16 protein-coding genes are annotated in these 20960 nt (G+C 64.4%); 8 read left to right on the top strand and 8 right to left on the bottom strand.

From position 1 onward, the window contains the following. Nucleotides 1-34 precede the first annotated feature (34 nt). Nucleotides 35-2701 (bottom strand): glycosyl hydrolase, encoded by a 2667-nt coding sequence (locus tag llg_RS03240; protein ID WP_338288125.1) that lies wholly within the window; start codon nucleotides 2699-2701, stop codon nucleotides 35-37. A gap of 159 nt (nucleotides 2702-2860) precedes the next feature. Here llg_RS03240 and llg_RS03235 point away from each other — a divergent pair, with 159 nt between their 5' ends. After that, a complete protein-coding gene (locus tag llg_RS03235) occupies nucleotides 2861-3838 on the top strand; it encodes an N-acetylmuramoyl-L-alanine amidase-like domain-containing protein (RefSeq protein WP_338288124.1) in 978 nt (325 codons plus the stop codon). A gap of 153 nt (nucleotides 3839-3991) precedes the next feature. Here the strand turns inward: llg_RS03235 and llg_RS03230 are convergent, their stop codons facing one another. After that, nucleotides 3992-4615: a hypothetical protein gene (locus llg_RS03230; protein ID WP_338288123.1), complete on the bottom strand. Its 624-nt coding sequence runs from the start codon at nucleotides 4613-4615 to the stop codon at nucleotides 3992-3994. Nucleotides 4616-4867: 252 nt separating this feature from the next. On the opposite strand from llg_RS03230, the gene llg_RS03225 reads away from it, so the two are divergent. Beyond that, nucleotides 4868-5671: a choice-of-anchor K domain-containing protein gene (locus tag llg_RS03225; protein ID WP_338288122.1), complete on the top strand. Its 804-nt coding sequence runs from the start codon at nucleotides 4868-4870 to the stop codon at nucleotides 5669-5671. Between the two features lie 9 nt (nucleotides 5672-5680). On the opposite strand, the gene msrA is transcribed toward llg_RS03225, so the two are convergent. Further along, complete coding sequence (gene msrA, locus llg_RS03220) at nucleotides 5681-6232, bottom strand: peptide-methionine (S)-S-oxide reductase MsrA (RefSeq protein ID WP_338288121.1); 552 nt, start codon at nucleotides 6230-6232, stop codon at nucleotides 5681-5683. Between the two features lie 212 nt (nucleotides 6233-6444). Here msrA and llg_RS03215 point away from each other — a divergent pair, with 212 nt between their 5' ends. Genes llg_RS03215 through mdoH form a run of 5 tightly spaced genes read left to right on the top strand, consistent with a single transcriptional unit; the run spans nucleotide 6445 to nucleotide 12795 of the window. Continuing rightward, nucleotides 6445-7368: an ABC transporter ATP-binding protein gene (locus llg_RS03215; protein WP_338288120.1), complete on the top strand. Its 924-nt coding sequence runs from the start codon at nucleotides 6445-6447 to the stop codon at nucleotides 7366-7368. Then, nucleotides 7365-8345, top strand: coding sequence for a hypothetical protein (locus llg_RS03210; protein ID WP_338288119.1), 981 nt, complete (start codon nucleotides 7365-7367; stop codon nucleotides 8343-8345). Before llg_RS03215 ends, llg_RS03210 begins: the two co-directional genes overlap by 4 nt. Nucleotides 8346-8402: 57 nt before the next feature. Continuing rightward, the gene (locus llg_RS03205) at nucleotides 8403-9980 is read left to right on the top strand and encodes a glucan biosynthesis protein (RefSeq protein ID WP_338288118.1); all 1578 of its coding nucleotides are present in this window, start codon (nucleotides 8403-8405) and stop codon (nucleotides 9978-9980) included. After that, the gene (locus llg_RS03200; RefSeq protein ID WP_338288117.1) at nucleotides 9956-10567 is read left to right on the top strand and encodes a hypothetical protein; all 612 of its coding nucleotides are present in this window, start codon (nucleotides 9956-9958) and stop codon (nucleotides 10565-10567) included. Before llg_RS03205 ends, llg_RS03200 begins: the two co-directional genes overlap by 25 nt. Then, nucleotides 10567-12795: a glucans biosynthesis glucosyltransferase MdoH gene (gene mdoH / locus llg_RS03195; RefSeq protein ID WP_338288116.1), complete on the top strand. Its 2229-nt coding sequence runs from the start codon at nucleotides 10567-10569 to the stop codon at nucleotides 12793-12795. Before llg_RS03200 ends, mdoH begins: the two co-directional genes overlap by 1 nt. Before the next feature lie 21 nt (nucleotides 12796-12816). Here mdoH and llg_RS03190 read toward each other — a convergent pair whose 3' ends face one another. Continuing rightward, a complete protein-coding gene (locus llg_RS03190) occupies nucleotides 12817-13167 on the bottom strand; it encodes a hypothetical protein (protein WP_338288115.1) in 351 nt (116 codons plus the stop codon). Nucleotides 13168-13355: 188 nt separating this feature from the next. Here llg_RS03190 and llg_RS03185 point away from each other — a divergent pair, with 188 nt between their 5' ends. Then, nucleotides 13356-15470, top strand: coding sequence for a sulfatase-like hydrolase/transferase (locus llg_RS03185; protein WP_338288114.1), 2115 nt, complete (start codon nucleotides 13356-13358; stop codon nucleotides 15468-15470). Between the two features lie 3 nt (nucleotides 15471-15473). On the opposite strand, the gene llg_RS03180 is transcribed toward llg_RS03185, so the two are convergent. From llg_RS03180 to ppdK, 4 genes are all read right to left on the bottom strand, one after another. After that, nucleotides 15474-16340 (bottom strand): hypothetical protein, encoded by an 867-nt coding sequence (locus llg_RS03180; protein ID WP_338288113.1) that lies wholly within the window; start codon nucleotides 16338-16340, stop codon nucleotides 15474-15476. A gap of 81 nt (nucleotides 16341-16421) precedes the next feature. Beyond that, nucleotides 16422-17390 (bottom strand): thioredoxin family protein, encoded by a 969-nt coding sequence (locus tag llg_RS03175; protein ID WP_338288112.1) that lies wholly within the window; start codon nucleotides 17388-17390, stop codon nucleotides 16422-16424. A 160-nt stretch (nucleotides 17391-17550) separates the two neighbouring features. Beyond that, complete coding sequence (locus tag llg_RS03170) at nucleotides 17551-17922, bottom strand: hypothetical protein (RefSeq protein WP_338288111.1); 372 nt, start codon at nucleotides 17920-17922, stop codon at nucleotides 17551-17553. Nucleotides 17923-18027: 105 nt separating this feature from the next. Beyond that, nucleotides 18028-20904 carry a pyruvate, phosphate dikinase gene (ppdK, locus tag llg_RS03165; RefSeq protein WP_338288110.1) on the bottom strand — a complete coding sequence of 959 codons (2877 nt, stop codon included), beginning with the start codon at nucleotides 20902-20904 and terminating at the stop codon, nucleotides 18028-18030. Nucleotides 20905-20960: the final 56 nt, after the last annotated feature.

Raw genomic sequence — 20960 nt, 5'->3', positions numbered from 1 at the left:
CGAGTCTTCCCACTCACAAGCAGGAATGCTTGTGCTACTTGACCGGCAACAACCGCACCGGGCCGAACAGTCCGGAATCGCGCGCGGGCCACTTGGAGGCGTCGAAGGGCTTGTAGTCCTTGCCCACGAAATTGATCTCGTGGAAATACTTCCAATCCACCTTCTGCCGGTCGAGGTCGGCGATGCGGTTGGCGGCGACGTTGGTCACCTCGATCTCCAGCGTGTTGCTTCCGGCGTGGAGGAGGTGGCCGAGGTGGATCTTGAACGGCGCGCTCCAGGCGACTCCGGCGTCCTTGCCGTTCACGCGCACCCGCGCGCTCTCGCACACCCGGCCGAGATCGAGCACCCATTCGCTCGTGACTCCCTCCGGGATCGTCACCTCGGTGGAGTAGAGCGCGGTGCCCGCGAAACGTTTTGCCTCCACGTCGTCGAGGCTGGTCCAGGAAACCAGATCCTTGCCTTGGTAGGGTGCGGGCAAGGCCGGGCCGCCGTCGATGAAACGCACGCTCCAGGTGCCGTCCACGAGCTTCGGTTCGCCCGCCGGTTCATCGTAGTCCCACGCCCGCCCTTTGGCGGTTTCGGTGGTGAAGGTGCGGACGATGCACGATTCGCCCGGCTCCAGTTGCAGGAACACCTCCGTGCCCAGCTTGGTCGTTTGGAGCCGCGCCACGCCGCTGCGGTCCGCTTGGCGCGGATCGAGGATCACCGCGGAGTTCGCCGGCACGGAAAGTGGCACCCACCCGGAGATCGCCTGCGTGCCGCGGTTCACGAGGAAGTAGTGCCAGCCCTGGTCGTGGGTGCGGCGGATGTAGCGCAGGCCCTGATCGACGGCCATCTCCCGGTGCACGCCCGCCTTGTCCAACATCGCCGCCACGTCGCTGCCGAGGGTGAGCTGGGCTTGGTTCTTTTCGATCACGGCCCGGAATGCCGCACGGCGTTTGTCGAGATCGCTGAGGCCCGGCACGTCGTCCGGCAGCTTGTCGAGAAACAGCACCGGCGTGCCTTCCTGGGACAACGCGGCGAGTTTCTCTATCGTCGCCAGCGGGATGACGTGGCAGTTCGGCACGATGATCGCGCGGTACTTCGCGTCCCCGATCTTCACGGTGCCCTCGCCGCCGGTGGCCTTGGCCAGGAACTGGTCGGACACGTGGTCGTAGTTGTAGCCGCGGGCGGTGAGCGTGTGCGCGGTTTTGTAGAACGAGTGCTTCGCCATCACCGTTTCCGCGTTGTGCATGGTGAAGGGGATGAGCTGTTCCTTGGCGTCGTGGTAGAGGTCGTCGACGGGGAAATAGAGCAGCACGTCGTTGTCGGGCGCGCCGCTTTGCAGCACCGATTGGCAGCGGGTCAGGTAGCCGTTGAAATTCGGGAGATCGCGCCACAGGCCGCCCTGCGGGCCGAAGTTCACGGCGGCGTAGAACTGCCAGCCCGGCCACGGGGCCTCGGCGGGGGAGTAGGGGATGCCGTGGAAGAACAGGTGGTTGATGCCGGATAGAAGCAGCATGTCGGCCGCGGGCTTGGCTTCCGCGAGCGTGGTTTGGAAATGCTCGCCGAGCCAGGTGAAGGATTCGGACGAGGCATACTTGCGCCCGGTGAGGTGGGCGGCGGAGGAGGCGAACTGGAACATCGGCTCCAGCTTGTCGTCCGCAGTGCCGAAGATTTCCGTCTCCGGGATGTCGGCGATCGCATAGAGGTCGATCAGGTTGGCGGGCGCGCCGTGGGCCTGCTCGCGTGTGAGGCTGCCGTGGCCGTGCGCCCAGTCGGTCCAGCGCTGGATGTAGGCGAGGTGCAGCTCGGAGATGGTCGTGCGGTAGTCGCCCTTGACGCGCGCGACGGTGTCCGGATCGCCCTCACCGAAGAAGGCGGGCAGCTTCGTTTTCAGGTCGTAGCCGCGCCGTTTCTCGAACTCGCGGAAAAAGTCCTTCGTCCACGTCGCGCCGAAGTACTCGAACGAATCGTGGAACTGGTAGCCCGGCATCGCGCCCTGGTAGCCGGCGAAGGCCTCGTCGAATTTCGCGAGGTAGCGGTTCAGTGAATCGAGCGAGTAGGGGTCGACCACATTGCCCTCGCCGCCGGGCGCCGGGCGCTTCACCTGCTGGATGCCGCTCTGCTGCCAGACGCTGTAAAGTTTCCACGTCCCCGCAGGCGCGGTCCAATCGAGCTTCCCGTCCTTCCATTTCGCGGTGAGGTCGAGCGTTTCCCCGCTGTCGGAAACGGCGGTCAGGCACTGGAGGGTGGCCTTCTTCCCGGCCTCCTTGAGGCTGTCCGCGGCGGTGGCATCGACCTGCTTCAGGATGACCTTTGCGGAGGAATCTTCGGTCTTCACCCACGGCCCACCGAACGGCCAGCCGGTGCCGGTGGTGAGGTCGATGCCGAGGTCGAGGCGTTTTCCTTCCGCCGTGGTGTGGCCGAACATCTCCATCCAGCCCGGCGAGAGGAACGGCAGATAGCGGCTCTCGTAGCCCTTCGCGCCATACAGCGGGCAAATCTCCACGCCGCCGATGCCGGCATCGCGATAGAGCGTGAGCTGGCGGGTCAGGTTCTCCTTGTCCACCGCGCTGCCGAGCCACCACCAGCGGGTCCACGGGCGGGCTTCACGGGTCTGCGGCGGCCACGCCACGTCGGCCCCGGGTTCGGCCGCGAAACCGGGAACGAGGGCCAGGGAACCGAGCAGGAGTTGGCGGAGAAGGGGCTTGGAGATCACGGGGTGAATGTTGAATGCAATAGTTGGGAATGATAAGAAACCGGGTTTACGCTGCAAAGGGGAAAGCCCTCGCTACGCCGAATGGATTAGTCCGCGGCGCGCCATCTACCTGTTGGAATCCCGCCTTTGCTTTTGGGCGGAACTTCGTATGCTGCGCGGATGATCGGGAAAGTCGTCGCTCTCTCCGCCGCGGTGCTGCTTGGCCTTGGCGCTTCCGCCCGTGCGGACGTCCTGCCGGTGCCCGTCGCGCCGCGCCTGCCGCTGGACACGGTGTTCAAGGGCCAGACGAAATTCCAGGCGATCATGGCGAAGGCCGAGCGCGAGAACTGGCGGGCGCTGCCGCTCGGTGCACGCACGGTCCGGATCGGCCGCGAGCTCGTGGGCACCCCCTACCAGCACTACACGCTGGAGGTGGATGACCACATCGAATCGCCGGTGGTGAACCTCACCGCCATGGATTGCTGGACCTACTACGAGAACGCCCTCGCGATGGCGCGTCTCATTTCCTACAAGCCCGGCCCGTACAAGCCCGAGGACCTGCTCCAGATGGTGGAGCTGGAACGCTACCGCGGCGGCCGCTGCACCGGCGAGTATCTCAGCCGCATGCACCAGCTCGAGGAGGTCTTCTACGACAACCAGCGCCGCGGCATCGCCGAGAACATCACTCCGCGCATCCCCGGGGCCGAGGGGCTCAGCCGCGAGATCCACGAGATGACGGTGCAGTGGAAGGACTACCGCTACCTCCGCAACAATCCCGGCCTGCTGCCCGGCATGGCCGCGGTGGAGGCCCGGGTGTCGAAACTGCCGGTGTCCTACGTGCCGAAGTCGAAGGTGCTCGGCATCGAGAAGTACCTCGCCGATGGCGACATTTGCGCGATCACCGGCGCGGACAAGAGCTGCTACACCACTCACGTCGGCCTGATCGTCCGCGTGAACGGCCGCGCCTATTTCTCCCACGCCACCTCGGACCGGGACAAGGGCAAGATGGTCGTGATCGACCGCCCGATCACCGACTACCTCAACGGCATGTCCAAGCACACCGGCATCATCGTCTGCCGCCCGAAAGATCTCCCGCCGTCGTCATTGTGGCAGAAGAACATCGCCGGTGAGGAAGGGAAGAAGCCGGGCGCGAGCTGAGGGGGGCTCAAGGAGTGGCGGATTTCGATCCGCCATGATGAAAAAGACATCCTTACGCTTCGCGAATACCGGAACATCAAGGGAGCCGTGTGACGGCGAGCGATGGCCATCGCCAGGAGCATGGCGGATCGAAATCCGCCACTCCTTGGAGGATCACACCGGCTGTCCGGCCAAGTGCTCGATGCAGTGCTGGGACCAGGTCTCCAGCCGCTCGAACAGCGGGCCGCGGAGGTCCTCCAGGGAGGAAAAGCCGAGTTCGCACAGCGCGTCCTCGCGGGAGGCGACTTCCTCGTCGTCCAGTTCGATGAGGTGGACGACGCCGAGGTGGACCTGGCCGACGGGGTTGGTGTCGTCGTTGAGGAGCGCGATGATGGATTCGCGGTAGCCGCCGGTGAGGTGGAGTTCCTCGGCCAGTTCGCGGGCCACGGCGGCGTGGTAGGCGGCCGGGCCGGTGCGGCCTTCGCCGGTGTCCACCGGATTGATGTGGCCGCCCACGCCCACCGAGATCTTCGCGTGCAGGCGGGCCTCCCCGCCGGACTTGCCGCGGGTGTAGTGGAGGATGCGGTCGCCGTGGCGGAAGACGCAGTAGGGGATGAGCTGCTTGTGGCTCGGGTCCTCCTCGGCGGCGGCGCGGTCCATGAAGAAATGGTTCGCCGGATCGAGCAGGCGCTCCATCACGGCCTCCACCCCTTCGGTGCGGATGCCGTGGAACATTCCGGTTTCTTCCATCAGTGCCCGGGGCACCACCAGCACTTCTTCTCCCGCGTATTTGGACATCGCCCGCAGCATAGGGACCGGCGGGCATCCGCCAAGGCGGGAGATCGGCGGAATTATTTCGGTTTTCCGTAATGTGGCCTTTTTCAGCAGCTTACGCGAAACCGTAATGTCGCTGTGGCCGAAAAAGTGTCATGATCCTCTCGAAGTCAGCACCACCCCCGGAGGCGGCTTCACTCCCCCCCACACTGCTCCCCCTACCCCCCGGAAGCCAAGGCGTTCCCCCCCTCCAGCCGCGGTTTCCAGCCCCCAAACATGAGATTCCCCCGTCTCTTCAAAATCGTCCCCGTCCTCGCCATCCTGATCGGTAGCTCCTCCGCCCAAAACCTCCCTGGAAGCCTGAGCTTCGAGGTGACCGGCGGATTCTCGAACGCCACCGCGGAAAGCAAGAACAGCCTCCTGATCGCCGACAACAACCTGACCGATGGCTATGCCAGCGGCTTCGATCTCAAGGATGCCCCGTCCGGCATGACCGGCGGCGGCCCGGCCGGATCGGCGGCCTTCCAGTGGGGCAAGGCTTCGAGCTCCTCCTCCTACGCCCACCCGAGCGCGCTGTGGTTCTCGCCGGCCGAGGTTTCGAACGTCTCGCCGGAGCAGGTCTTCAAGATCGCCGACCTCTACTACCGCAACGGCACCATCGTCACCAATACCGGTGCCACCAGCGTGGAGCTCACCCTCCAGCTCGCTTTTTCCAATCCGAGCGGCCTTTCCGACGTCACCACGACGTTCTCGATGGACCTTATCAACACCCCGAACGGTAGCGATCCGGCGGCCAGCGCGGACATCGTGAAACTCGGCAATCCGGCCTCGGCCCTGACCTTCACCGATGCCCAGGGCAACACCTACTACCTGAACCTCTCCTTCCGCCCGGACGCGAACACCATGGGCAACACCCTCTCCAGCGCGGACGAGTTCCGCGTTTACGAGGGCACCCAGGGCAAGGCCGAGCTGTGGGGCCAGTTCAGCACCACTCCGGCGGCCACGACCCCGGTGCCGGAGCCGTCCGCCGCGTTGCTCGGTGGCCTCGCCACCCTGCTGATCTTCCGCCGCCGCCGCTGAGGCGGGGTGTCAGTGTTCGAGCTTGAGCTTCTTCAGCTTGGGCTCGATCACCACGCGGCAGTAGCCGTTCTTGTTCTTGTTCAGGAAGTAGTAGTCCTGATGGTAGTTTTCCGCCGGCCAGAAGTCGGTGGCCTTGGTGATCTCGGTCACGATCGGGTCGGTGAAATCCTTTTGGGCCGCCTTCTTCGAGGCCTCCGCCACGGTTTTCTGGGCGTCGGTGTGGTAGAAGATCGCCGAGCGGTATTGGGTGCCCGCGTCGTTGCCCTGGCGGTTCAAGGTGGTGGGATCGTGGAGCTTCCAGAACCAGTCGAGGATCTTCTCAAGGGTGACTTTCTTGGGATCGTAGACGATCTGGACGACCTCGGCGTGGCCGGTGTCTTCCTCGCAAACCTGCTGGTAGGTCGGGCTTTTCACCTTGCCGCCCATGTAGCCGGAGGTGACGGACGCGACGCCATCGATCTGCTTGAAGACGGCTTCGACGCACCAGAAGCAGCCGGCGCCGAGGGTGACGACTTCGTCTCCGGCGGGGACTTTCGGCGTGGGGGCGGGGGTGTGGTCCATGGGCTTTTCGGGTTCGCACGAAGCAAGCGCGGGAAGCATGAAAAGCAAGGCCAGGATCGAGCGGCGGTTCATGATCATAAGATGGCGCGGATGGGAAATTGTTCCCGGAAAAACAAAAGGGGCTCCGGACAAGGGATTCCATAGCCCATACGGCGGGCCGAGTCATGGAATTCCAGATTGCGCGGGATTCGTGATCGGTTAGACACGGTGCCATGAGTCTGGCGGTATCCATTGAATATCTGCGGAAGGTGTACCGCGGGGGCTTCGAGGCTCTGGCGGGAATCTCGCTGGAGGTGCCGCGGGGCAGCGTGTTCGGCCTGCTGGGGCCGAACGGGGCGGGAAAGAGCACGATGGTGAAATCCCTGCTCACCATCCTGCGGCCGACCGAGTGCCGCGGCCAGCTCCTCGGTCAGCCGATCGGTCACCGGGCCACGCTGGCGAAGGTGGGGTTCCTGCCGGAGCACGCCAAGTTTCCCGACTACCTCACCGGCCGCCAGGTGGTGGAGTTCACCGCCGGATTGTCCAAGGTCCCGGCTTCCGTGAGCCGCCCGCGGACCTCGGCCCTGTTGGAGCGGGTCGGTATGGCCGCCTGGGCGGACAAGCCGGTGGGCACCTATTCGAAGGGGATGAAACAGCGCGTCGGCCTCGCCCAGGCGCTGGTGAACGACCCCGAGCTGGTGTTCCTGGACGAACCGACCGACGGGGTGGACCCGGAGGGCCGGATCGAGATCCGGAAGCTCATCGAAAGCATGCGGGCGGAGGGCAAGACGGTCTTCGTGAACAGCCACCTGCTGGCGGAGGTCGAACAGGTGGCCGACCACGTGGCGATCCTCTCGAAGGGCCGGATCGTGGAAAGCGGCCGGATGTCCGATCTCACCAACCGCGGCCGCCACTATGAGGTCCGTACCGAGGGCCCGGTGCCGCTCGCGCTGCGGGATCAATTTCTGGCCGCGGGCTGGCAGGTGGCGGGCGACCGCATCGACATCGAGGCGGACAACGCCGCGCCGGTCCAGCCGGTGATCGACGCCCTGCGCTCGGCGAACCTGATGATCCGGGAGGTGAAGGAGGCCCGGCTCTCGCTGGAGGATCTGTTCCTCAGCGCGGTCAAATCCCAAGGAAAGGAAAACGGAGCATGAAGGTGTTCATGACATTGCTGGTGGACTCGCTGCGGCTGCTGCGCGCGCGGCGCTTGTTCTGGGTGACCTTGGCGATCTCGATTGTAGTGGCTCTGGCTTATTTGTCCGTGGGCTTTACTAGCGATGGCTGGTATCTGGGATTCGGAATGCTCACGGCGAAGGACGAGGTGATCCGGGCCGGCAGTCCCGGTGCCCAATCCATGTATTTGGACATCTTCGGGAAGCTGGTTGGCTTCTGGTTGTCGTGGGCTGCGGTGATTCTGGCCTTGATCTCATGTGCCCCGATCTTTCCAGATTTCATGACCGAGGGGGCGATCGGGATTCCCATGTCGAAGCCAGTATCCCGGGGAACCCTGTTCTTTTATAAGTACGTGGGTTGCCTGCTGTTCGTGCTCCTTCAGGTCCTCGCGTTTTGTGTGATTGTGTTCGTCGCGGTCCGGTGGCGGATAGGTATTTGGAATCCGGGGGTTTTCTGGGCGGTGCCCTTGGTGACCCTGATGTTCAGCTATATATATTCGGTGGTGGTGGTCGTTGCGGTAAAGACCCGCTCAGTGCTTCCGGGGTTGCTGGCGGGCTTTTTCTTCTGGGCGCTCGTGTTCTTCATGCAGTTCACCAACGATGGCCTCTACATGATGGCAAAAGGCAGTGATGTCCTCGGGGCTCCTCGCCTGGAGCCTGGTCAAACCGATATCCAGTGGGAAAAATGGCACCGTGTTACCGAGGGGGTCATGATGGCTCTGCCCAAGACCGGTGAGACCACGAGGCTGATGAACCGGCTCATCAAGGTCAAAACCGCCAGGGAAGGGGCGCAGGACGATCTGATTTCCGCCACTACGTCCGGGTATGGCGAGCTAGGGCAGCTGTCGAAGAGCGTAGCCACCCGCCATTCAGCCTTCTACATCATCGGCACCTCGCTGGCGTTCGAGGCTGTGATGTTGGGCCTGGCCGCGTGGATCTTCTGCCGGCGGGATTATTGAAATAACGGTAGAGAATTGACAGTAGGGTGGCGTTCGTCGTCCGATAAGGGCCTCCCTATGCCACTCCATCCCTACCGGCCCATAGCCCTCGCGCTCGGGGTCGTCGCAGCCAGCGGATTCGCCCGCGCGCAGACTTGGCTACGCGAGGACGTCGATTTCCAGAAAATCGAGGCCCGCGCCAAAGAGCTCGCGTCGCAGCCCTATCAGGCACCGGACCGCGAGGCCCTGCCGGGATGGATGAAGGCGCTTTCCTACGACCAGTACCGGGACATCCGGTTCCGCGAGGACCAAGCCCTGTGGTTGCAGGGAAATCTGCCGTTCCGGGCGATGTTTTTCCATCCGGGCTACCTGTTCCGGGAGTCGGTCCAGGTCCGCGAGTTCACCTCCACCCATTCCCAGGAAGTCCGGTTCACGCCGGGGTTCTACGACTACGGTTCGCTGGTGGGGGAGAAGGGCGAGTTTCCGCCGAACGCGGGCTTCGCTGGCGTCCGCCTGCTGTCCCAGCTCAACCAGCAGGGGAAATTTGACGAACTGGCGGTGTTCCAAGGAGCGAGCTACTGGCGCGCGCTTGGCAAGGGCCAGCGCTACGGCATTTCCGCCCGCGGGGTGGCGATCGACACCGGAGCGGAGGGTTCCGCCGAGGAGTTCCCGAGCTTCCGTGAGTTCTGGCTGCGCAAGCCGGACCAGGGCGACCAAGCGGCCCAGGTGCTGGCCCTGCTTGACGGCCCGTCGGTGGCTGGTGCCTACGCCTTCGTGGTCCAGCCGGGCGACGACACGGTGATGACGGTCAAGGCGGTGCTGTTCCCTCGCAAGGAGGTGAAGACCTTCGGCGTCGCGCCGATGTCCAGCATGTTCTGGTTCGGTGAGAATTCCCGCCGCCGCTTCGATGATTTCCGCCCCGAGGTCCACGATTCCGACGGCCTCGCGATCAAGCAGGGTTCCGGCGAGAGCATCTGGCGCCCGCTTTCGAACGACACCGGCCGGCTGGAGAAGAACTATTTCGCGGTCGAGAAGCTCAGCGGCTTCGGCCTGTTGCAGCGCGACCGCCGTTTCGCCGCCTATGAGGACGGCGAGGCCGCTTACGACCAGCGCCCGTCGCTGTGGATCGAGCCGGTCAACGACTGGGGTCCGGGCAAGGTGTTCCTGATGGAGATCCCGACCGCCAACGAGCTTTCGGACAACGTGGTGGCGATGTGGGAGCCGGGCCAGAAGGCCCAGCCCGGCCAGCGCATGGAATTCGTCTACCGCCAGCACTGGACCACTTCCGAGGATCCGGCGAAGGCGGGCGGCCACGTGGTCGCCACCCGCACCGGCCTGCACGATTGGCAGCCGGAGCAGCGGACGATCGCCGTGGAATTCAGCGGCATCGCTCCGGAACGCCTCAAGGACAAGGACGGCAAGGATGTGGTTCCGACCGCGGTGGTGGAACTCGTGGGCGACGGCAAGGAGCGCGCGAAGGTCCAGGGCTTGGCCGTCCAATCGCTTCCCGGCGACCGCTGGCGCGCCGGTTTCCAGATCGCTCCGCTCAAGGAAGGCGCCAAGCTTTCCGACGTGGGCCCGCTCGATATCCGCGTCTCGCTGAAAGTGGGAGACGATTTCCTCACTGAAACATGGGTCAACCGGATCATTCCCTAGCCGCTCTGCGCCCTCTGAACGAGGGCGAACTCATTGAGTGGGAAGAAGCCTACGTCGCCGTGGAGGCGTACCTCGGTGCGCTCCGCATCCGCAATCGCCTGCTGGTGGCGGAGCTGGTGCGCGGCATCCTGTGGCGTGCTTCCGCCCGCCACGCGAAGGAGCCCGGCGTTTCCGTCCGCAGCCTGGCGATGGATGAAACGCTCAAGGAGATCGCGGAGTGGACGAAGCAGGTGCTCGCCGAGCCGCTCCAGCAGGGCCGCCTCGCCGCGCGCGGCCGTCTGGCGCTGCTGCTGACGGACATGCCCGGCCAGTGGCAGTCCGTCTTCCTCACCCCCGAGCCGTGGCCCCCGGCTTTCGTCGAGTCGATGCGGAAATCCTACCTCAAGGCTGGCCCGCAGTTTGCCGCTCTCACCATGACCCCCCGCCCGCTGGAGCTGAACGCGATCGGTTCCGGTGCCGCGCAGTGGTGGGAAACCATGGACCGCCGCCCGGTGATCCGGAAGATGTTCTTCTTCTTCCTGCTGCTGCTCCTCGTCGCCGTGGTGCTCTGGTTCGTGCTCGGCCCTGATATCGAACTTCCCCGTTGATGGATTCCTCCCCTTCTCACGCCGATAGCGGCCCGCCCACTGGAATCAAGCCCTACACCAGCCTGTTCACGGCCGGAGTGCGGCGGACGATTTTCTTCGGCTTGGTGTTCACGATCAACCTGGCGGCCGGAATCTGGCTGTTCGATCTCTATGACCGGCTCGGCATGCATCGTGCCCACGGTCTGATCCTCGGACTCTTCCTGCTGCTCAACGGGCTTCTCACCCTCGGAACGATGCACGCCTTCATCGGTGCGTGGGATTTCCTGCGCGGCCGCCGCCGCGCGATCTGCATCACCGATCTGGCGAAGGATAAGACAGGCCCGCTCACGCAGAAGCACGTGGTGGTGATGCCGGTTTACAACGAGGACATCGTGAAGGTCTGCGGCCGTGTCGAGGCGATCTACCGCTCGATCGAGGCCGCCGGTCAGCTCGACGCCTTCGATTTCTACATCCTCAGCGACACCACCAACCTCGATTGCTGGGTGGAGGAGGAGGTCGCGTGGACGAACCTGTGCCGCCGCCTCGACGGCTTCGGCAAGATCTACTACCGCCGCCGCCGCAAGAACGAGAACCGCAAGGCGGGCAACATCGGCGACTTCGTGCGCAACTGGGGCGGCCACTACGAGGCCATGGTGGTGCTTGATGCGGACAGCCTGATGGACGGCGGCGACATCGTGAAGATGGCCCGCACGATGGAGCTCTATCCGCGACTGGGTATCCTCCAGACGCCGCCGAAATTGATCCGTGGCGGCTCGGTGTTCACCCGGATGCAGCAGTTCGCGATGCGCCTCTACGGGCCGCTGTTCATCCGCGGTCTGAACTACTGGCAGCTCAATTCGGGCAGTTACTGGGGGCACAACGCGATCATCCGCGTACAGCCGTTCTCGGAGTTCTGCGAACTCCCCGCGCTGCCGGGCCGCGAGCCCTTCGGCGGCCGCATCCTCAGCCACGACTTCGTGGAAGCCGCGCTGATGGTCCGCGAGGGCTGGGAGGTCTGGCTCGCCTGGGACATCGTTGGCACCTACGAGGAGGCTCCGCCGACGCTGGTGGACCACCTCAAGCGCGACCGCCGCTGGTGTCAGGGCAACCTCCAGCACATGTGGCTGGTGTTCGCCCGGAAATTCCCGCTGCCTTCCCGTGTCCATCTTTTCATGGGCATCATGGCCTACCTCGGCAGCCCGCTGTGGTTCCTGTTCCTCGCCTTCGGCACCTGGGTGGCGTGGGAGCGCCGCAAGAGCGATCTGAGCGATCTGACGGTGGTGAGCCGCCTTTTCGAATGGCTGGACAAGCTGGCCGCATGGGTGGGTCAATGGCCGTCCCTGAAGCCGGTGGTCACCCAGCTACATCATCTGCGCGACCTGACGCTGAAGATGACGACGAACGACCAGGCGCTGATCCTGATGGGCCTGGTCGCCACGATGCTGTTCCTGCCGAAGATCCTGGCCCTGATCGGTGGTGTCCTGCATGGTCCGACGCGCCGTTCCTTCGGCGGGGCGATCCCGCTGATTCTCGGCGTGGCGATGGAGCTGGTGCTCTCGATGTTCATGGCACCGGCGATCATGATCGCCCACACCTTCATGATTCTGGGCATGGTGATGGGGGCCTCCGTGAGCTGGGGCAACCAGACCCGCGAGACCGATGGCACCGGCTGGGGCGAAGCGGTCGCCGTGCACGGCCCGGCGTTCATCGCCGGTGTGCTCTGGACCGCGCTGGCCCTGTGGATCGGACCCTCGTTCGCGCTGTGGATGAGCCCGATCCTGCTTGGCATGCTGCTTTCCATCCCGCTTTCGGTGTTCACCAGCCGGGTCCGCTATGGCCAGGCGCTAAAGAAGCGGAAGCTGTTCTCGATCCCGGAGGAGATCAACCAGCCGGAGATCATGACGCTGGCGGACAATGCCCAGGCCGCGGTGGACGCGGCGCTGACCGCCCGGGCTGCCGGTCGCGAGGGCGTGATCGCCGCGGTCGTCGATCCGTATGTGAACGGCGTCCACGTTTCCCTGCTCGATGCCTCCGATCCCGACGAGGATCATTCCGAGCTGGCGGAGAAGATGCTCAAGGAAGGGCCGGGTGCCCTGAAGAAGGACGAGCTGGCGAACATCCTCTACCACGGTCCGTCCGTGCTGGCGATGCACCGCGCGGTGTGGTCCCGCCCCTTCGACACGCTCCACTCGTCCTGGGGCAAGGCGGTGGAGAGCTACCGCATCCGCACCGAGCCGGATGCGGTTTGAAACCGGGGAGGCCGCGGGGATTCAGCCCGCGGCTTCGATCCGGAAATCCTCCACGATCTCTCCGCCCACGAGGTGCTCGACGACGATGCGCTCGAGCACTGCGGGCGTGCAGGAGTGGTACCAGACTTCCTCCGGATACACCACGGCGATGGGGCCGCGGGTGCAGACGCGCAGGCAATCGGCCTTGGTGCGGAGGAGGCCGGGGGCGGCGGCACCGAACTCGGCGAGGCGGCGTTTGAGGAACTCCCAGGATTCCGTGCCCTTGGCCGGGTCGCAGCATTTCGGCTTGGTCGGGGTGGCGCAGAGGAAGATGTGGCGTTTCACTTGCCCCACGCCCGCGGCCTTCGCGGCGATCCTGAGTTCATCGTCCATGCCCGTGGGTGCCTGTGGATCAGGCCGGTGGCGAGCGGAAATTGCAGATAGGTTCCGGCATTTTGCATGATCATTTTCCTCCGCGGATGGTGTAAGACTCCGGGAGGTTTCGTCATAGGGTGGGGAAGGCCGGGCTGCCGTCCCACGCGCTCACGGCGAGGCCGCTGCCCCTGCTTTCATTCCAGCTCATGAAGATTCCCGTCCTGTTGACCCTCGCCGCGATGGCGGTTCTTGGCCCGGTCGCGTCCGCAGCGGCTCCCGCGCCGAAGCCGAACATCATTTACATCCTCACCGACGACTTGGGCTACGGCGATGTCGGCGTGTTTTTCCAGAACCAGCGGGCCGCCAAGAACGCCGCCGCGGAAATGACCCCGGCGCTCGACAAGATGGCGGGCGAGGGACTCCAGCTCCGCGGCCACTACTGCCCGGCTCCGGTGTGCGCACCTTCCCGCGCCTCGTTTCTCAGCGGCGTCCACCAGGGCCATGCGAACGTGCGGGACAACCAGTTCGACAAGGCGCTGGAGGACAACCACACCGTCGCGTCCGTGCTGAAGGAGGCGGGCTACGCCACCGCGGTGATCGGCAAGTGGGGGCTGCAAGGCTCGCCCTTCGGCGGCGGTGGCGAGGTGGACGAGGCGAAGGGCCAGAAGGCCGGTTCGCCGGGCACCTGGCCGGCCTATCCGACGAAGCGCGGTTTCGATTACTTCTTCGGCTACGTGCGCCACGGCGACGGCCACGAGCATTATCCGAAGGAGGGCACCTACAAGGGGGGCAAGCAAGTGTGGGACGGAAACCAGGAGATCTCCGCGCAGCTCGACAAGTGCTACACCACCGACCTTTTCACCGCCCGGGCGAAGAAGTGGATCGTGGATCAGAAGGCCTCCGCGCCGGACAAGCCGTTTTTCCTCTACCTCGCGTATGACACCCCCCACGCCACCACCGAATTGCCGACCGGGCCCTACCCGGCAGGCAAGGGGGTGAAGGGTGGGCTCCAATGGACCGGCAAGCCGGGCGCGATGATCAGCTCTGCCACCGGGACCGTGGACTCCTATTACTATCCGGAGTTTGCCAACGCGACCTACACCGGTCCGGCATGGGGCGGGAAGAAGGACAAGAAGGATGACACGGTGGAGAAGCGCCCGTGGCCGGATGTCTACAAGCGTTACGCCACCTCGGTGCGGCGGATCGACGAGTGCGTGGCGGACCTCGGCCAGCTCCTGAAGGACTTGAAGATCGACGACAACACGCTGGTCATCTTCACCACCGACAACGGTCCGAGCAACGAGTCCTACCTGCCGCAGCAGTTCCAACCGAATTTCTTCGCCAGCTTTGGTCCCTTCGATGGCATCAAGCGCGATTGCTGGGAAGGCGGCATCCGCACCGGCGCGATCGTGCGCTGGCCCGCCTTCGTTCCCGGCAAGCGCGTGAGCGAGCTGCCCTGTCAGGCGCACGATTGGATGACGACCTTCGCCGAGGTGGCGGGCGTGGTTGCTCCGGCACGTGCCGATGGTGTTTCACTGGTTCCGACGTTGACCGGGAAGGGCGAGCAGAAGCCCTCCACGGTGTACGTGGAATACGCCTTCAATGGCCGGACGCCGTCGTTTCCGGAGTTCGATGTCTCGCACCGCGATCGCCAGCGCGGCCAGATGCAGGTGATCCGCCTTGGAAACCTGGTGGGGGTCCGCTATGCAGTGAAGGCGCAGGCCGACGACTTCGAGATCTACGACGTCATCAAGGACCCGCAGCAGACGAAGAACCTCGCCGGGCAGAACCAGGAGCTCCAGCAGGAGATGAAGGACAAGGTGCTGCAACTTCGCCGTCCGCTGCCTGCGGCGAAGCGTCCCTACGATGGCGAGCTGGTGCCCGCGGACAAGGCGGGCGGCAAGGAGCCGGGCGTCGCGTGGCGGGCGTATGAGGCGAAGTTCGCGTGGGTGCCGAAGTTCGATTCCGTGGTGCCGGTGAAGGCCGGTGTGTCCGCGCGGCCGGAGGTTGCCGCGCTGACGAAGCAGGAGGATGCCGGGGTGCTGTGGTCCGGGTTCATCCAGGTGCCGGCGGATGGCGAATACACCTTTCATTGCAAGGCGGACTCCGGCGTGGTGCTGCGGGTGCACGAAGCGACCGTGATCGACGGCGGCTTCGGCTCCAAGGCGGTGGACGCGGAGGGGCGGATCCTGCTCAAGGCCGGTCCCCACGCCTTCCGCCTCTACTACACGCATGGTAGTGGAAAGCCCGCGCTGGATTTCGAGTGGAGCGGGCCGGGCATCGCGCGGCAGCCGGTTCCGGCGGCGGCGTTTTCCCACTGAGGTTCATTTGCCCTTCGCCAGCCGAGAGTTCACCTGATCGAGGGACTTGTTGGCGTTCTTGCGGGTTTCCTCGTCGATGTCGGTCGCGAGGAGATCCCGGTAGAGCTGCGGCAGGTCGCCGAAGCGGCGGATGCGATGGGCGCTTTCGATCAGGCAATCCAGGAGGTAGCGGTCGGAGGGTGCCTTGGTGTGTCCGAGCTTGAGCCAGTGGAAGGCCGCCTCTCGATCTCCCTGGAGGTTCGCGATCTCGGCGAGGGCACTGTAGGCGCGGGGATGATCGGGATAGACTGCGATGGTGGCGGAGGCGAGCTCCCGGGCGAGGTCCGGCGCGCGCGGAGCACGGGTTGTGATCAGCAGGAACGTGTGGAGGGTGAGTTGATCAGGGATGAAAGTATCCGGTGCGGAGGGAAGCCTGGCATTGTCTTTCCAGGTGAGGTTGTCCGGGGTGGACTTTGCTTGATCGAGGAGGGTCCGGACGGTGGCGACTGCGTTGTCCGGTCGATCGGTGCGGATCTCCAGCAGCGCGAGAAACAAGGCGATGTCGACGCGCTGAGGGAACCTCCGGTGGCCTTCGATCGCGAGATCAATCGCGCGTTGGCGGATGAGTGGGTCACCCTTGCCATCCGGAATGCCTCCCGCGTCGAGCTTGTCGGTGGCTTCCTTGGCGAGGGCCATATGCCACCAGAAGGTGGCCGCCGCAGCGTAGTAGTCGGGATTGCTCCGCTGTACTTCGAGCTCCGCTTCCACGAAGAGGGCGGCCGCCTCCCGCGAGTGACTGCCTGGGCCGGAGAGCCGATTGAGCTCCTCCGAGAAATCATCGGCACGGGCGATGATTCCGATCAGGAGTGGCAGCAAGAGCCGCGTTCTCACTCCGCCAGTGTAGGCTGGCCAGAACGAAAAAGCCATCCCGGAGGAACCGGGATGGCTTGGAATCGATCGATGAAAGGGGGGTTATTCCTTCTCCTTCGGCGCGTCGGCGGCCTTGGACTTGGCCATGCCGAGCTGCTCCTTGAAGGCTTGGATGCGCGGGACGCTCTTGCTGTCCGGAGCCAGGGCGATGGCTTCGTCGCAGACCTTCACGGCTTCGTCGAACTTGCCGGCCTGCGCGTAGACGGAGGTCTTCGCCATGGTCATCTGCTGCTTGGTCTCGGGATCGAGGTCGCCGGTCTGGATGGTGCGGTCGATGAGGGCGATCGCGCCGGCGGTGTCCTTCGCGCGCAGGAGGGTGGTGAGTTCCTTTTCGAAGGCGGCCTTCTTCTCCTTGGCCGCGGCAGCCTTGGCGAAGCCGCTTTCGTCGTTCGGGTCGGCGGCTTTGATTTGCTCCGCGATGTCGCCGTAGAAGCTGGCGACCGCACCGTCATCGAGGTCCATCGCCTTCAGGGCGGCGACGAGTTGCTTTGCCTTCTCCGGGCCTTGGGCTTTTCCGGCGGCGGCCAGGGCCTCATCGCGGGTCTTCTTGTTCGCGAGGAGCCCGTCGAGGTGGGCGACGTATTTCTCCGGGCCGCCTTCCTGATAGCCGGTCTTCGCGAACGGCTTGCCGGTGGCGTCGCACAGCATGATGGTGGGGAAGCCGCGGATCGCGAACTTCTTCTGGAGCTCGCTGTTCTGGGCCTTGAGCGTTTCGCCGAGCTTCTCGACGTTCTCGGGCTTGCGCGGGAAATCGAGCGAGACGAGCACGAACTTGTCCTTCACGCCGGTCTTGAAGGCCTCCTCGGAGAAAACCTCCTTGTCGAGCTTGATGCACCAGCCGCACCAGTCGGAGCCGGTGAAGTCGATCAGCAGGTCCTTCTTCTCGGCGGCGGCCTGTTTCTTGGCGGCTTCGAAATCGGTGACCCAGCCTTCGCCGCTGGCGAGCGCGGCACCGGAGCAGAACAGGGCCGTCACGGCGGCGAACGCGAATTGATGGAACGAGAATTTCATAAAAGGGCTACCAGATAGCGGCCGCGCGCGGGCTGGCAATGGCAATCGCGATGAAAGTATCCTTGGCCGGGTGCTCAGGAAACGGGATGCCACCCAATGGAAGAGCCGCTTCGGTTTTCCGGAGCGGCTTTGGAGTCAAGAACGGCTCGTCGGGATGTGACTATGAAGGGCGTTCCAGTGCCACGGTGCCGTCATGGTCTTGCGGGCTCGTGAAGATCACCCGTTCATTCGTCGTGAATGCGGGGAATGCGACGGAGGTGAACCATTCGCTCCATGGGACCATGCCTGGCAACATCTCCGTGGCCTTTGCGATCCAATCTTCCCACAACGGATCTTCCTCGTCGATTTCGATCAAGCCATCGACCGTCCGGATGCCGAGGCAAATGAGGTCGAAGAGGGCGAGATCGCGTTTGAATGCGGTTACGGTCAGAAGCTCGTTCCAGCCGATCTCTTTCGAGATCCGAACGCCATCGACATACCACTGTACGGCGAACGTTTCGTGATTGGCATCAATGACGGCTGCCGCCTGCATTTCGTCTGAACCTATCGTGGGCAGGAGATGCGGGCCAATGGAAAAGCCGCTCCGGTTTCCCGGAGCGGCTTTGGAATCAGTCAGTCGGAGTGACCGCTTTCGCGATTACTTCTTCTTGGCGACCTTCTTCGCGGCCTTGGCCGGAGCCTTCTTGGCGGCGGCCTTCTTCACCGGCTTGGCGGCCGGTGCCTTGGCGGCTTCCTCGATGGCGGCCTGGGCGGCGGCGAGGCGGGCGACCGGCACGCGGTACGGCGAGCAGGACACGTAGTTCAGGCCGAGGGTGTGGCAGAACTTCACGGAGTCCGGATCACCACCGTGCTCGCCGCAGATGCCGAGCTTGATGTTCGGGCGGGTGCTGCGGCCCTTGGCGACGGCGGTCTCCATGAGCTGGCCCACGCCGGTGGCATCGAGGGTGGCGAAGGGGTTCTTCTTGAACACTTCGTTCTCGATGTAGGGCATGAGGAAGGCACCCATGTCGTCACGGCTGACGCCGAGCGCGGTCTGGGTGAGGTCGTTGGTGCCGAAGGAGAAGAACTCGGCGCCCTTGGCGATCTCGTCGGCGGTGAGGGCACCGCGCGGGACTTCGATCATGGTGCCGACCTGGTATTCGAACTTCACCTTCTTCTCGGCCATCACTTCCTTGGCGACGCGATGGACGATCTCGGCCTGGAGGTCGAATTCCTTCTGGAAGCCGACGAGCGGGATCATCACTTCCGGCTTCACCTTGATCTTCTTCTTCGCCACGTCAGCGGCGGCTTCGAAGATGGCGCGGGCCTGCATCTCGGTGATTTCCGGGTAGGCGATGCCGAGGCGGCAGCCGCGGTGGCCGAGCATCGGGTTGAACTCGTGCAGGTCGTGCACGCGCTGGATGATCTTCTCGACCGGCACGTCGATCTTCCGGGAGAGATCGAGCTGCTGCTCCTTGGAGTGCGGGAGGAACTCGTGAAGCGGCGGGTCCAGGAGGCGGATGGTGGCCGGCAGGCCCTTGAGGGTGGTGAAGATGCCGGTGAAGTCCTCGCGCTGATACGGAAGGAGCTTGGCCAGGGCGGCCTTGCGGGCGTCCAGGGTGGTGGCGAGGATCATCTCGCGCATCGCGTCGATGCGGTCACCTTCGAAGAACATGTGCTCGGTGCGGGTCAGGCCGATGCCGGTGGCACCGAAGGCCACGGCGATGCGGGTCTGCTCCGGCGTGTCGGCATTGGTGCGGACGCCCATCTTGGTCGCCTGTTCGCACCACTTCATGAGCTGGAGGAAGCTCTTGAACTTCTCGGTCTTCTGGGCGGCCTTGTCGTTGCTGACGATGCCGGTGATGATCTCGGACGGAGCGGTCTTGAGCTGGCCGCCGTAGACGGTGCCGGAGGTGCCGTCGATGGAGAGGTAGTCACCTTCCTTGAAGGTCTCGCCGGCCACGGTGACGGTCTTCTTGTCGTAGTCGATTTCCACGGCGGCGGCGCCGCAGATACAGACCTTGCCCATCTGGCGGGCGACGAGAGCGGCGTGGGAGGAAACACCACCCTTGGCGGTGAGGATGCCCTCGGCGGCGATCATGCCGCGAAGGTCTTCCGGGGAGGTCTCGTTGCGGACGAGGAGGACGACTTCGCCCTTCTCGGCGGCCGCGGCGGCGCGGTCGGCATTGAGGTAGATCTTGCCGGAGGCGGCACCCGGGCCGGCCGGGAGGCCCTTGGCGAGTTCCTTGGCCTTCTTGACCTCGGCGAGGTCGAAGATCGGGGCGAGGAGCTGGTCGAGCTGGTCGGCCGGGTTGCGGAGCACGGCGGTCTTCCAGTCGATGAGCTTCTCCTTGACCATGTCCATGGAGAACTTCAGCGCGGCGGCGGCGGTGCGCTTGCCGTTGCGGGTCTGGAGCATGAACAGCTTGCCTTCCTGCACGGTGAACTCGACGTCCTGCACGTCCTTGAAGTGCTTCTCAAGGATGGTGCGGACCTTCATGAGTTCCGCGAAGGGCTTCGGCATCGCCTTCTTCATCAGCGCCACCGGATCCGGGGTGCGGACACCGGCGACGACGTCTTCGCCCTGGGCGTTGACGAGGAATTCGCCGTAGAATTCGTTCACGCCATTGGCCGGGTTGCGGGTGAAGGCCACGCCGGAACCGGAGGTTTCACCGGTGTTGCCGTAGACCATCGCCTGGACGTTGACGGCCGTGCCCCACTCGGCGGGGATGTTGTACTTGCGGCGATAGACGATCGCGCGGTCGTTCATCCAGGAACCGAACACGGCGCCGGCGGCACCGCGGAGCTGGTCCCACGGATCGTTCGGGAAGCCCTTGCCGGTGCGCTGCTTGACGAGGGACTTGAAGCGCTTCACCAGCTCGATCTGGTCTTCGGCGGTGAGGTCGGAGTCGATGATGTCCTTGCCGTACTTCTCATGCTTGAAGCCTTCGATGACGACTTCGAACGGCTCGTGGTCCTCGCCTTCGGTCTTCTGCACGCCGAGCACGACGTCGCCGTACATCTGGACGAAGCGGCGGTAGCAGTCCCAGGCGAAGCGCTCGTTCTTGGTGGCGGCGGCGAGGGAAAGGACGGTCTGGTCGTTGAGACCGAGGTTGAGAATGGTGTCCATCATGCCCGGCATGGAGTCACGGGCACCGGAGCGGACGGCCACGAGGAGCGGCATGCCCTTGGCGTCGCCGAACTTGCAACCCATGATCTTCTCCATGTTCTTCACACCGGCTTCCATCTGGGCCTGAAGGACGGCCGGATAGGTTTTCTTGTGGCCGTAGAAGTAGGTGCAGACCTCGGTGGTGATGGTGAATCCCGGAGGCACCGGCAGACCGATGCGGGTCATCTCGGCGAGGTTCGCGCCCTTGCCACCCAGAAGGGCCTTCATGCTGCCGTTACCGTCGGCTTTGCCATTGCCCCAAGTGTAGACGTACTTGATCTTCTTCTCGGTGGAGGCGGCGGGTTTCACCGCTTTCTTGACGGACTTTTTGGCAGCCGGTTTGGCGGCCTTCTTTTTCGTTGCCATGTGGTGTTAGTCGGGTTGTGAGACTTCGTGACGGATGGAAAAAAGGCAGGGAGCCC

It is taken from the genome of Luteolibacter sp. LG18, from assembly GCF_036322585.1.
Taxonomy (GTDB): domain Bacteria; phylum Verrucomicrobiota; class Verrucomicrobiia; order Verrucomicrobiales; family Akkermansiaceae; genus Luteolibacter.
This window is presented reverse-complemented; position numbering and strand designations above follow the sequence as displayed.

Excerpts from the sequence above, each read along its gene's own strand:
- llg_RS03235 (WP_338288124.1), top strand. The coding sequence starts at position 2,861 with ATGATCGGGAAAGTCGTCGCTCTCTCCGCCGCGGTGCTGCTTGGCCTT.
- llg_RS03230 (WP_338288123.1), bottom strand. The coding sequence starts at position 4,615 with ATGTCCAAATACGCGGGAGAAGAAGTGCTGGTGGTGCCCCGGGCACTG.
- llg_RS03225 (WP_338288122.1), top strand. The coding sequence starts at position 4,868 with ATGAGATTCCCCCGTCTCTTCAAAATCGTCCCCGTCCTCGCCATCCTG.
- msrA (WP_338288121.1), bottom strand. The coding sequence starts at position 6,232 with ATGGACCACACCCCCGCCCCCACGCCGAAAGTCCCCGCCGGAGACGAA.
- llg_RS03215 (WP_338288120.1), top strand. The coding sequence starts at position 6,445 with ATGAGTCTGGCGGTATCCATTGAATATCTGCGGAAGGTGTACCGCGGG.
- llg_RS03210 (WP_338288119.1), top strand. The coding sequence starts at position 7,365 with ATGAAGGTGTTCATGACATTGCTGGTGGACTCGCTGCGGCTGCTGCGC.
- llg_RS03205 (WP_338288118.1), top strand. The coding sequence starts at position 8,403 with ATGCCACTCCATCCCTACCGGCCCATAGCCCTCGCGCTCGGGGTCGTC.
- llg_RS03200 (WP_338288117.1), top strand. The coding sequence starts at position 9,956 with ATGGGTCAACCGGATCATTCCCTAGCCGCTCTGCGCCCTCTGAACGAG.
- mdoH (WP_338288116.1), top strand. The coding sequence starts at position 10,567 with ATGGATTCCTCCCCTTCTCACGCCGATAGCGGCCCGCCCACTGGAATC.
- llg_RS03190 (WP_338288115.1), bottom strand. The coding sequence starts at position 13,167 with ATGGACGATGAACTCAGGATCGCCGCGAAGGCCGCGGGCGTGGGGCAA.
- llg_RS03185 (WP_338288114.1), top strand. The coding sequence starts at position 13,356 with ATGAAGATTCCCGTCCTGTTGACCCTCGCCGCGATGGCGGTTCTTGGC.
- llg_RS03175 (WP_338288112.1), bottom strand. The coding sequence starts at position 17,390 with ATGAAATTCTCGTTCCATCAATTCGCGTTCGCCGCCGTGACGGCCCTG.
- llg_RS03170 (WP_338288111.1), bottom strand. The coding sequence starts at position 17,922 with ATGCAGGCGGCAGCCGTCATTGATGCCAATCACGAAACGTTCGCCGTA.
- ppdK (WP_338288110.1), bottom strand. The coding sequence starts at position 20,904 with ATGGCAACGAAAAAGAAGGCCGCCAAACCGGCTGCCAAAAAGTCCGTC.